The organism is Paenibacillus agaridevorans, assembly GCF_003112455.1.
Classification (GTDB): Bacteria; Bacillota; Bacilli; order Paenibacillales; family Paenibacillaceae; genus Pristimantibacillus; species Pristimantibacillus agaridevorans.
Genome location: NZ_BDQX01000390.1, coordinates 119,861 through 132,220, shown reverse-complemented (window position 1 = coordinate 132,220; position 12,360 = coordinate 119,861). Strand labels below are relative to the sequence as shown.

The following is a 12,360-nucleotide window of genomic DNA, read 5'->3' as shown; positions in this document are numbered from 1 at the left end:
CCGGCTCGGGGCCGAAGGCGTGGAGGACCGGGTCGACGGCGGCTTGCGCCTGACGAAGACGGAGGGATCGGGCAGCACGGCGAGCCACCATAATCCATTCGCGAAGATAAGCGGCGGCCAAAGGGAGGACAGCTAGAATGAAGGCTAGCGTTACGGTGAATAGGCATGAACGGATAGGCGAGATCAACCCGTATATATACGGTCAATACTTCGAGCATCTCGGCAATTGCATGTACCCGTCCGTATGGGACGGAGACTCGCCCAGGTCGGACAATCAGGGCTTGCGGCAGGACGTCATCGAGGCAGCCCGGGAACTGGGCGTTCCGGTCATCCGATGGCCGGGAGGGTGTTATGTCGACCTGTACGACTGGAAGGACGGCGTTGGCCCCAGCGAGCAGCGCCCGGTTCGTCCGAATTGGCACTGGGGCGGCTTGGAGTCGAACCGGTTCGGAACGGACGAATTTCTGAGCTGGTGCGAGCAAGTCGGCGCCGATCCCTATGTAAACGTAAATCTGGGAACAGGTACGTTGGTCGACGCTTTGCGCTGGATGGACTACTGTAACGGCACCGAAACGGCGGATGCACGGTGGCGCAAGGAAAACGGACGCGAGGAGCCATATGGCGTCAAGCTCTGGGGCATTGGCAACGAGACATGGGGGGACTGGGAGGCTGGTAATCTCGGCGCGGAAGAATATGCGGCCAAGCTGGCCAACTGGGCGCAGTTCGCCAAGAAGTACGACCAACAGCTGCAGTTGCTTGGCGTCGGGTCCTACGAAGGAAACGACGAGGAGTGGGACCGTAAGGTCATCGAAGCCGCGGGCAAATATCTGAGCTATTTGACGATTCATATTTATGGCTGCTCTGTCGACCGGGAGAGCTCGGACGAATATTATCCGATTGCCTTTACACCGGTGTATTTCGAGAACCAGTTGCGCAAGATGATCGGCACGCTGGATACGACGCTAAGCAGGATGCATAAGAAACCCGAGCACCCGATTCGACTATCCTTGGACGAATGGAACATTCGCCATTACGAAGCGAATCCGTCGGGCAAGGGAGGTTATTCGCTCAATCGCAACAGCCCTCGCAATCTTCAAGACTCGATATTCGCGGCGGGAATCTTTCATGCGATGATTCGGCTTAGCCCGCATGTGGGCATGGCGAACTATGTGTTCCTCGTCAACGGAAACGGTATTATGAACGTGACGGAGGACGCCGTCATTAAGACGCCTTTATACCATCTGTTCAAGCAATATCGGGAGTGGATGGTAGGCGAAAGCGTGAGCGTCGATGTACAATCTCCGTCGCGTCTGACGCCGGTGCCGCAAGTGAGCAATCCGGAATACAGCGCAGAGCTGGAGCGGAAGCATCAACCTGTCTCCTCGCCTTATATCGACGCCGTAGGAGCAATCGGTGAAGATGGAAGCTTGCGCGTGGCGATCGTGAACCGGCATCTGGAGGAGAGCTTCGAGCTTGCGCTCGGCATTCCGGAAGGATTCGAGAGCGTCGCGACCGTCTGGTCGCTGCATCATCCTAATATTCACGCTTCCAATACGCCGGAAGCTCCGGAGCAGGTCGTTCCCGTTACGCGCGATGCTGTATCCGTCGAAAACGGGCTTAACGTATCCGCTCACAGCGTGATTCTGCTTCGTTTCGAGAAAATGTAAGTCATTAGGTTTGCAAGGAAGGACCTCGAATTCCACTGTAAAGTGGGAGATGAGGTCCTTCTCGTTATATTAGGAAATGATGCAACTCAAAGGGGTGCACCATTGTACTCGAAATTTCATACACAATCGCATCAGTTGCGCCTCTACGGGGTCATTGTACTCGAAATTTCATACACATTCGCATCAGCTGCGCCCCAATTGCACCATTGTACTCGAAATTTCATACACAATCGTATCAGTTGCGCCCCACTAGCAGCATTGTACTCGAAATTTCATACACATCTGCATCAGTTGTACCTCGATTGCAGCATTGTACTCGAAATTTCATACACATCTGCATCAGTTGCGCCTCTACAGCACCATTGTACTCGAAATTTCATACACATTCGCATCTGCCGGCGGCACACTATTGCGCAGTAATCCTCCCTAGTGTGCCGCAGTCGGTGAACAAAAGGTTGAAAAATCTAACAGACACCAGCGACGTTATTTGTCCGATTTACGACTTCTCCTCAATCTAAAGGACAGGAACGACGCTATTTGGTTGTTAGGGAGCCAATTTTCGCTAGGATGCTGCCAATAAGGTCGTGTATGTCCGATAGATTTTCGAAAACCTAAAAAATCGAACAATAGCGTCATTTATGTCCGATAGGCGCTGAGTGACTAAACGCTTTGAGTTTTTGAATTACCTTCAGGTGATTTTGTTCGAAACCGACTTAACGTGGGCTCGGTTGAAGGATCAGGTCGAGCCCCGAATGAGGTAAAAAAGTATGCTTCGTATTTCTTCTCCCCATTGTTTATCAAACGTTAATCATTTCCCCATACTTTGTTTATTTATTGAAAGCTGGCTATTCACAACTGCAGTTTATGATTAGAAAAGTCATAGACAGCCTGTGGCCACAACAATAAGGGAGGATTCCTGCAACGTGGAAGAATATGTTCTGCAAACCCGGCAATTGACCAAACAATATCCGAAACATACTGCGCTGGCACAAGTGGACCTGTCGATTCGTAAAGGCAGCATCTATGGATTTATCGGACAGAATGGTGCGGGCAAATCCACACTGATGCGAATTATTTCGGGCTTGGCCTTCCCCAGCTTCGGCAGCTTCGAGCTGTTTGGGCAAAGTTCCGCAAGCGGCATTGTTCAGGCGCGCAAGCGCATGGGGGTCACGATTGAAAGTCCCGCGCTGCTCTCTCATCTGACAGCGAGAGGGAATATGGAGGTCCGCCGGCTTCAGAAGGGCATTTCCGATAGAGCAAGCCTCGATAAACTGTTGAACATTGTTGGCCTGGACCATACGGGCAGCAAGCCGGTCAAGGAATTCTCGCTGGGCATGAAGCAGCGCCTCGGCCTGGCTATTGCATTGCTGGGAGACCCTGAATTTCTTATTCTCGATGAACCGACAAATGGCTTGGATCCTGTTGGCGTGATGGAATTAAGGCAGCTCCTGACCAAGCTTAACCGGGATACCGGCTTGACCATCCTGATCTCCAGCCACATTCTCAGCGAGCTCCATCTGCTGGCTACCCATTACGGCATCATTCATCAAGGGAAGCTGCTGGAGCAATTGACTGCGGGGGAGTTGAATGAGAAATGCCGCCAATACCTTCATATCAAGGTCGATGATTCGGATCGGGCTGTAGAGATTTTAATGGATCAGGCACCGGCAAAGATCAATAGAATGCCCGACGGATCCATTCGATTATACGAATCCACTGAGCGGCCGGGCGCGATTTCTTCCTTGCTGGCAGCTTCCGGGTTGGAGATTGAGCAATTTATGCCTGTGAGCGAAGAGCTGGAGCGTTATTTCATCCAGAAGATCGGAGGAAACAGCCATGATTAATCTTATCCGCTCCGAATTGTACAAGCTGCGCCATGATCCGCTGTACCAAGCCTTGTTGATGGTCATGATTTTTGCTCCGATTATGTTATATGTGATGTTCTACTTTGTCGGGAGCAATTCCGGAAAACCGCCAATGACCGGCATTCAATCCTTTGTTGTCGGAGTGCAGGCCAATCAGATCTTATTAAAAATATCGTTAGGTATTCTGGCAGGCTTTTTTATCTCCAAGGAGTATGCTTCCGGTGTCATGAAGGTCGTCTGCTCAACCGGCTACTCGCGTACTCGGATTTATTTGGCGAAGCTGGCCGCTTTTATGTTGGGTGCCGTGGCCTTGTCTCTTCTTTGTCCGTTAATATCGATGGCGATCGGGAGCATCGTTAATGGCTTCGGCAGCTTAACGGAAATCACCGCTGCTGTTTATATAGGGAGAACATTGGCTCTAACCGCATTGTTTGCCGCAGCATTCACTGCGCTTGTCGCTGTACTTGCGATCTGTTCTACGGAAGCCGGGGTGACGGTCGGGGCTGCATTGCTGTTTTTTCTTTTCTTTGATCAGATCTCCGAATCATTGGCAGGGCTTATTCCGGCTTATAGAACGGTCTATGACCATTCTGTATTCAAGCTGTTTCTGCAGATGATGGAATATAGGATCGCCGGTGACCAGGTTCTGCTGTCAGTCCTTGCAGCATGCTTGACGGCGGTTGTCTTTGCGCTGCTGGGAATGTTTGCTTTCAATAAAAAAGAAATCAAGTGACTTTTGATAACGGGGAATCCGGGAGGTGATCGTTTTGATCAAACGTTTGATGTTTATAGGCCTTATTGTCATTGCTGCACTACTGCTGCTCATCATGATGGTTGGAGTCGAGTGAGCATCTGATTCAATTTACATCCACATCACCATCTTTTATGATAAAGGGGAGTGCATCAACCAAAGGAGTCGTTCGCATGCAAGGCGCCAAAATTATGATTGTGGAAGATGAGCGGGAAATTGCCGATCTGATGAAGGATTACTTGGAGGCAGAACAATTCGAGGTGGTGCTGTGTGAGGATGGCGAACAGGCTCTCCGTTTATTTAGACAGCTGTCCCCCCATTTGGCCATATTGGACATTATGCTTCCCAAGTTGGACGGGATGGAACTCTGCCGAATGATCCGTGCCGAATCACAGATTCCTATTATCATCCTGAGCGCCAAAAAAACAGATTCGGATAAAATAGTAGGCCTCGGTCTAGGAGCGGACGATTATGTGGTCAAGCCCTTTAGCCCCAGCGAGGTGGTAGCCAGGGTAAAGGCACAGTTAAGAAGGAGCAATCAGCTCTCGCGTCCGCCGGGGCCCACGGATGTTATCGTCTGCAGGGATCTGGTTATCCATCTAAAGGCTTATGAGGTGACCGTCCGCAACTCGCCGGTCCATTTCTCCGCCAAGGAGTTTGAGGTGCTGCGATTTTTGGCGCGCCATCCCAATCAGGTATTCACCCGCGAGCAGATCTTCGCAGACGTGTGGGGCTACGATCAGTATGGCGATATGAATACCATTACCGTACATATCAAGAAGATTCGGGAGAAGATCGAAGCGGATCCGGCCAATCCTGTCTACCTGAAGACGGTGTGGGGGATCGGCTATAAGCTGGATGGGAGCGGGCGATGAGAACAGGTCTGCGGTTTAAGCTGATATCCTCCCTGGTCATCGTTGCCATCGTGCCCATTCTCATTTTGGGATTAGTCGGATCGATGGATTCCGGGAACTCTGGAGCGGGCAGTGTTATGTATACGAATATAATGATAGGGATTACGGCTCTGATCCTCATCCTTGTGGGTATTTCGGTCATGCTGGCAAAAATCATTTCGCGAGACATCCTGGTGCCATTAAAGGAATTGAGTACCGCCGCGGATAACATTGTGCGGGGGGACTATGAGTTCCGGGTTGCTTACCGTGGGAACAATGAAATGGGCCGCTTTAGCGAGGCCTTCGAGGTGATGAGATCGAAGCTGCAGGAGTCTCTGGAACAGCAGCGCTTATCCGAGCAGGCGCGCAAGGAGCTTATTACAACCATTTCCCATGATTTGCGAACGCCGCTCAGCTCCATCAAAGGTTATGTGGAAGGTTTGCAGGATGGTATCGTCCATGACAAAGCAAAGTATGAGAGGTATTTGGCCATCATCAAAAACAAGACCGTAAAGCTGGACAGCCTGATCGAGGAGCTGTTTCAGATTACGCAGCTGGAGTCCGGGCATCTGATCATGCAGGCTGAGCTGGAGAACAGCCAGGAGCTGCTGGAGGATTTGATCCGGCCTTTCGAGCTGGAATTTATGGATCTCAACGCTGAGCTGATCGTTCACCGGCCATTTCCGGCATTGCCGATTCGAGCAGATCGTGCCCGAATTGCTCAGGTTTTCGATAATTTGTTGGGCAATGCATTAAAGTATGCCGGTGCCGGCGAATCTAGCATCACAATCTCTGCTAAAAGGGAAGCTTCGTTTCTCCGTATCCGGGTGGGAGACAATGGAAGCGGCATAGCGGAGGAGGATCTGCCCCATATTTTCGATCGTTTTTACCGTGGGGACAAATCTCGCTCCAGCAAGTATGGAGGATCGGGACTGGGCCTCTTTATATGCAAAAAAATCATAGAGGTTCATGGGGGCACGATCTCTGTACGCAGTCGGTTGGGAGCAGGGAGCCTATTCGAAATCAGCCTGCCTGTTGTGGAGACGGCAGGGCGGTAATTGTGTCCACTCGCGCATAGAGAAACAGACCATTCCTTCGGGAATGGTCTGTTTCTCTATGCTTCCTAATTATACCTGCCAAGAGGAGCTGCGGCATTCAAACGGAGTCGAGTCCAGGGCTGGACTGGGGTCAATCCAGCTGCCGGACTGTCCCCATAAACAATATCGAATTTGTACGCTCATCGTGGATGGCAAAGAAGAAAGGACGGTCGACTTCCATTTCGAACGTATTGGAGGGGGCGGACGTCACTTCCATGCCGATACTTGTCACCGCTCCAGCCTCCGTGCCTTGTTCATTCACTTCAATGAAGGTCTTGTGTTTGACTTCTCCGATGTAAACATTGTTGTCGTGCGAGATCATCGGCGAGAAATCTGCCCGATTCGGATCAAATGCCGTTTCCATTCCCAGTGCCTTCAAGGCGTCATTCAAGGTGATTTCGTATTCCATCTTGAATCGCGGCAGCCGCAGCTGGCCTATAGCCGGCTTGAATTGGCCAAGCAACTTCTTCCACTGTGCTGCAGACAAACCATCCAGGAAGGCATCAAGGCTTTTGTCCTTATCCGGTAGAAAAACAATCATGCTCATGCTTCCGCCATTATAAGGAATACGGACAGCCTGGAAGCCTTCTCCACTGAGATGGCTCAGCTTGCCGTCTTTGAGCATCATCGGCACATCCTGCTGCGATCCGTCGGCATTCGTAAACGGGCGGGTTTCCGTAAGGTCCTCACTGAACGAGCTTGCCCAGTTGGCTTTGAAATAGATGGTGTTGAGCAGGAAAAGGATGGCGTTTTCCTTAATCGGCGCTTTGATTATTTCGTTTATCTTGCCAGCAGTTTGTTCACGCACCCATTTGTTGATCTTATCCGCCGATTGCGCATCCTGAAAGTCGAGCGACTCCATCTCTGCATTAAAGTAGTCCTTGTTCGTCTGGATGAATTGTTTATTGAAGCTCAAGTCATCTCTTGCCCAGAGCGAGTTGGCAACGGAGAGCTTGATTTCTTCCCCGCTATGGGAGAGCAGATCCAGCAGGACTTGATAGCCGCGATTGCGTTCCTCGGCATCCATGCCTTCCAGATGCAAAACCTGGTTCATCGCGTTGAGCGTGTCCCCGCCCGCCCCATTGAGGGTCATCGCCAGTGCGGTAGCAATGCTTGCGGGAGAGAGGAAGTCATTGCTTCCCGCGTCCGTGTCTGCCTTGCGGACTTCATCGTACAGGTCGAAGGCGAAGGCAAGCTGGGCATTCGCTACCGCCGCATCATAATCGTCTATCGTATAGGCTGCCTGTTCAATGCCGGAGTCCTCGTTAGACACTTCATACGAGGTATTGCTGTTACTCGGGTTATTGGTTTGAATCGGCCCGTTTGGGCTATTGGCGCCTCCGCACCCGCTGAGCAACAATAAGGCGGATAACCCGACTATGGTCCAAGCCGAGCCCCTTTTTCTATTTCGTCTCATCGGTTAAACCTCCTTGCTTCTGCTTCCATTATAGACGACATAAAGGGAGGAGAGGTTGCGGCGGGAAAACGCTTCGGGGAAGCTGTCGTTTTAGGATTTGATGTCCATTTCAGAAATTGCAGATCGAAATCGGGACTTTTGAGGGCGGTTTCAGCTTTTGACGATTTCTCCAGTATCCATCTTTGTATATAAAAGAAGAGAGTTTGCTCGACTAGGGGGGAAACTCTTAATCCGAAATGCCGGAGCGGGGTTCGCTCCGGGAGACGAGGGGGAGTAAAGTTGACTTTAACCAAATTGTTCGGAACGAAAGCGGCAGGCCGAGGCCGCACATCCAGAAAAGCTATACATATTATGCTGGCGGCGATGCTGGCAGTCGGATCAGTCGCCGCCTTGCCGGCGGATACGACGCAGGCTGCGCCGCTGGCAGGAACGCCGGGCGGCGTAGACGCAGCCGCGCTCCGACTGTGGCTGGAGGCTGACCCTGACAGTGTAACACGGGTCGGCAACGATGTAACGGTATGGCAGGACAGCAGCGGCAACGCTCACGATCTCGTAAATGACGGCAGTATCGAGGCGATTAGCAGCCGTACCAAGCCAAGCTACGTGCCTGAACATCGCGATTTGAACAATCAGCCGGCAGTGAAATTTATCCGTTCGAACAATGGCAGCATCCTTCAGGATGCGGACGGCTTGTTTGCGGACGGGGAAGAGATTGACGGCGCAAGCGTCTATACGGTAACCGGAGGTTTGGGCGCGATCGACAACTCGCTGATTTTCAATCAAGTCTTGTCGCGAGGGGGATTCGGCGCGCATATTCCGCATAAAAACGGTTCGACAAGCGCAACCTTGGGATCTGTTCTGTGGGATTCCGGCAGCAAAATGACAGACAACTCGTATCAGCGGTTAACGGCGGGCGATCAGGTGTTTTTGTCCCAATATAATATATGGGGACTGCATCACAATGCCAATTCGGAGCTCAACGGCTCCGTCTACCAGTCTGTTGCCCGTGACGGCGTGACAATCGGCCAATCGAATACGCCTCTGCGTCCGTTCGTCGGCTCCGGCGGCACTATGTCGCTTGGCGCGGCCGCATCGAACGGCTCGGGCTTTAACGGCTACATGGGTGAGTTTATCGTCTTTACGGAAGCGCTTACGGATGCACAGAAACGCCAAGTGGAGACGTATCTGGCGATCAAATACGGCTTGACGCTGCCCGCGGGAGATTACTTAAGCGCCGGATCGGCGCCGCAGACCGTATGGGACTCCGCTTCTCATACAGGTTATAGTCACAACATAGCCGGTATCGGACGTGATGAAATCGGTGCTCTGGATCAACGGCAGAGCCGTAGCGGCACGGGCGGAGCAACCGCTGTGCAGGTGCTGATCGGTACGCCGGACGGGGAGGCGCTCGCGGACAAGCAGTATCTGCTATGGGGCGACGATGGCCATGCGGCTGATCCGACGCCTTACGGTTCCGGCCACATGCGCCTCAGCCGCACATGGAAAGCCAAGAATACAGGGGAGGTAGGCCATGTGCAGATCGCGATTCCCCTCAGTGCCATGCCGCTGGGCGGCTTGCTGCTTACGAGCGCTTCGAGCGACTGGAGCGATGCGACGGAAATCCCGCTGACGAAAGTAACGCTTCGCGGCGAGTCCTATTATGCGGGGGAAGCGACGTTGGAGGACGGCAGTTACTTTACGTTTGCCGAACAGATGCCGCAGCTTCAACTATCCGGATTGACCGTTAAGGACGGTACGCAAGGCGTTCCGCTGAATACGGTCTTCGATCCGAACAAGACGGACGGTTATGAGGCGCTTGTACCTGCGACGACGGAGAGCGTCGCTCTGGAAGCGCAATTGCCGGTCGCCTCGCCGGAAGCGACGTCGGCCGCCCGTATCGAAATTTATTTGAGCAACTATGAGTCGGAGCGTGTGCCGCGGTCTGCGGGAGACAGCATTCCGCTTTTGCCCGGGGTGAACCGATTGAGCATAGAATTAAAAGACGAAGAGAACGGCCCGGTGCGCAATGCTTACAGTCTTACTATTATTCGCCGACTGCCGATTGACGGGAATGGGCAAATCGGGCTGCATGCGGGCTCTGTTACAGCCAGTTCGTCACAGCCGGGCACAAATTATGTTCCGGCCAATGTTGTGGACGGCGTCTGGGGCGAGGATGCGGCAGACATGGAGAGCCGCTGGTCGGCTTCGGGACAAGGGCAGTGGCTTCAGTTCGATCTTGGGGAGAAGCAGCGCATGACTTATATGAATCTGGCGTTCCTTAACGCAAGGGAACGGCTGTCCAGCTTCGAGGTATTGGCATCCAACGATGCCTCATTCGAGAGCCATGTCGTGGCGCTGCCGAAACGAAGCGGCCGGGCTTTGCAGGCGGAAGATTCCGTGCTTCAGCCTTACGTTATGGCGAATCCGATTGAAGCGCGTTATTGGCGGCTCGTCGGTTACGGCAATAGCGCAAGCGGAAGTTCCGGCAACTGGAACAGCTTGATGGAAGCGCAGCTGTTTATCGGCGAGGCGCCAGTTATCGAGGAGCCGCAAGGACCGGGGAAGCCGCCGTCCGCGGGCGATGTGGACGAGGATGATCTGCCGCCGCCCGCGCTGACAACGGTACGGGTAAGTTCGGCGGAACAATTGCAGCAGGCGCTTGATACTGTTGCGCCAGGCACGATTATCGAGGTTCAGAACGGCACGTATGAGCAGAATGGGCCGTTCGTCATTCTTAATAAGACAGCCTCGCCGGCTTATCCGATCCGGATTACGGCAGCAGAGCAAGGAAAGGCCGTCATATCCGGCAACAGTTATTTTCATATTGAGAATTCCGCTTACGTGGAAGTGTCCGGCTTCGCCTTCCGCAACGGAATCGGCGCGGAGGGAAGCAACGAAACTTTGGTAGATCGCGGCCTTGAGCACCGTACGCTGACAGGCGTCCATCCGGGAGTGCAACTGCAAAGCGCAAGCCATATCTCGATCATGCGCAACAGCTTTGCTCTTAACGAAACCGGACAACCGTACAGCTTCACCGCCCCGCTCGTCGGGACCGTAACCTGCTTGATCGACGTTCCGGGAAGCTGCAGGACCGGCGGGCTGGACAGCACGGGCGGAGACGTCTACGAAGGGCCGACTCCGTACGACGACCAGTCTCTGCTGACGGCTAACGGCACTCATCGCCATTACATCCGGGTTGAGGGCGAGAGCGGCCATAACCGCTTGTCCTACAATGACATCGGACCCAAGAAGGGCTTCGGCGCGGTAGTCATTTACGACGGCGCAGGCCATTCCGGGCAAAATATTTCCCAATACGACGTCATCGAATATAATCGCTTCCACGGCATCGGACCGCGCGTCAGCAACGGTCTGGAGGCCATCCGTCTGGGGCTGTCCAGTCTGTCGCTTTCGTCCGGCTTCGTGACGATCCAATACAATTTGTTCGACGGTCTTAACGGCGAAGATGAAATTATTTCCGTCAAAAGCAGCGACAACATTATTCGTTACAATACGATCCGCAATTCTTACGGCGGCATCGTTGCCCGGCACGGACATCGCAACAGCTTCTACGGGAATTATATGATTGGCGATGGCGAGACTCCGGGATTAAGCGGATTCCGCATTTACGGCAATGATCACAAAATTTACAATAACTACATGGAAGGGTTGACTGACCGCGTTATCCGCCTCGATGGCGGCACGCATGATGCGGGCCCGGACGGCAGCACGAACCCGACGGTGCGCTGGGGATCGCCGGAGCAGACGGCCGAGCTAAACAGCCTTCCGGCGGAGACAAGGACGGAGCTGCTGCGCGGCCACTGGCGGCAGTACAACGTACAAATATTCAACAATACGATTGTCAATGTCGGCAACAATACGACAGCGATCAGTCTGGGCGGCAGAACGTACCAGCCGGTCGCAACGAAGGTGTACAACAATCTCATATTCAGCAATGCGGGCACGATCTTTAACGAGACGGGTCCCGTGCAGAGCGCCCCGCCGAGCGAACGACCGGTCTATTCCGGCAATTTAATTGAAGGAATTGCAAATCCGACAAATAATAATGCGATAACAGGCGGGTTTGAGAAAAAGGAATTAAAGCTGGTGCGCAGCGCAGACCGTATGATCCGTCTGTCAGCCATCAGTCCGGCTGTCGATGCGGCCAAGCCGCCCTATGTTGCGTCCGAGGATATGGACGGGCAGCAGCGTGTTAGCGGCGCCGATGTCGGAGCGGATGAATACAATCCGGGAGCCCCTGTAAGCAGGCGGCCGCTGACGACAGCCGATGTCGGCCCGAATGCCGGGATCGGGACGAATCCGCCCGATGGCGAAGGCGCTCCGGGACTGAGCGCAATGCAACTGAAGTCAGGAAGCGAAGAACTGCTGAGCGGTTTCGCACAAGATGTGAGATTTTATTCGATAACGGCGCCTTCTTCGATAAGCAGTGTGACCCTTGTGCCGACAGCGCTCAGCGACGGTTCACTGATCGAGGTCAGCGTGGATGGCGCGCAGCGCCGAACAGTCGCGAGCGGCCAGCCGAGCGAGGCGCTGGCGATTGCTTCGGATGGAAGCCACATTTTGGTCGAAGTGACGATGCCATCCGGCAGAAACAAATCGTATACGATCGCTGTCAAACGTCCCGTTGCAAGCGGGGGAGGAGGCTGGTACCC

General features: G+C 53.4%; 7 protein-coding genes. 6 read left to right on the top strand and 1 reads right to left on the bottom strand.

Features of this window, described 5'->3' with window-relative positions; translation table 11 throughout:
- Positions 1–137 precede the first annotated feature (137 nt).
- The 5 genes from PAT3040_RS30150 to PAT3040_RS30130 all read left to right on the top strand — a co-directional run bounded on the left by PAT3040_RS30150 (position 138) and on the right by PAT3040_RS30130 (position 6,234).
- Positions 138–1,667 (top strand): alpha-L-arabinofuranosidase family protein, encoded by a 1,530-nt coding sequence (locus tag PAT3040_RS30150; protein ID WP_108995597.1) that lies wholly within the window; start codon positions 138–140, stop codon positions 1,665–1,667.
- A gap of 923 nt (positions 1,668–2,590) precedes the next feature.
- Complete coding sequence (locus tag PAT3040_RS30145) at positions 2,591–3,511, top strand: ATP-binding cassette domain-containing protein (protein ID WP_108995596.1); 921 nt, start codon at positions 2,591–2,593, stop codon at positions 3,509–3,511.
- On the top strand, positions 3,504–4,265 hold the full coding sequence (locus tag PAT3040_RS30140; protein ID WP_108995595.1) for an ABC transporter permease: 762 nt from the start codon (positions 3,504–3,506) through the stop codon (positions 4,263–4,265). The genes PAT3040_RS30145 and PAT3040_RS30140 overlap by 8 nt, the downstream gene beginning before the upstream one ends.
- 191 nt (positions 4,266–4,456) lie before the next feature.
- Positions 4,457–5,158, top strand: coding sequence for a response regulator transcription factor (locus PAT3040_RS30135; protein WP_108995594.1), 702 nt, complete (start codon positions 4,457–4,459; stop codon positions 5,156–5,158).
- Complete coding sequence (locus PAT3040_RS30130; protein ID WP_108995593.1) at positions 5,155–6,234, top strand: sensor histidine kinase; 1,080 nt, start codon at positions 5,155–5,157, stop codon at positions 6,232–6,234. Before PAT3040_RS30135 ends, PAT3040_RS30130 begins: the two co-directional genes overlap by 4 nt.
- A 130-nt stretch (positions 6,235–6,364) precedes the next feature.
- Here PAT3040_RS30130 and PAT3040_RS30125 read toward each other — a convergent pair whose 3' ends face one another.
- Positions 6,365–7,690 carry a serpin family protein gene (locus PAT3040_RS30125; protein ID WP_108995592.1) on the bottom strand — a complete coding sequence of 442 codons (1,326 nt, stop codon included), beginning with the start codon at positions 7,688–7,690 and terminating at the stop codon, positions 6,365–6,367.
- Between the two features lie 279 nt (positions 7,691–7,969).
- Here PAT3040_RS30125 and PAT3040_RS30120 point away from each other — a divergent pair.
- The coding region (locus tag PAT3040_RS30120) for a DUF8202 domain-containing protein (RefSeq protein ID WP_108995591.1) at positions 7,970–12,360 on the top strand (4,391 nt) is incomplete at its 3' end.

Bases quoted from the DNA above. Each gene is read 5' to 3' on its own strand.
- PAT3040_RS30135 (WP_108995594.1), top strand. From the start codon at position 4,457: ATGCAAGGCGCCAAAATTATGATTGTGGAAGATGAGCGGGAAATTGCC.
- PAT3040_RS30125 (WP_108995592.1), bottom strand. From the start codon at position 7,690: ATGAGACGAAATAGAAAAAGGGGCTCGGCTTGGACCATAGTCGGGTTA.
- PAT3040_RS30150 (WP_108995597.1), top strand. From the start codon at position 138: ATGAAGGCTAGCGTTACGGTGAATAGGCATGAACGGATAGGCGAGATC.
- PAT3040_RS30130 (WP_108995593.1), top strand. From the start codon at position 5,155: ATGAGAACAGGTCTGCGGTTTAAGCTGATATCCTCCCTGGTCATCGTT.
- PAT3040_RS30140 (WP_108995595.1), top strand. From the start codon at position 3,504: ATGATTAATCTTATCCGCTCCGAATTGTACAAGCTGCGCCATGATCCG.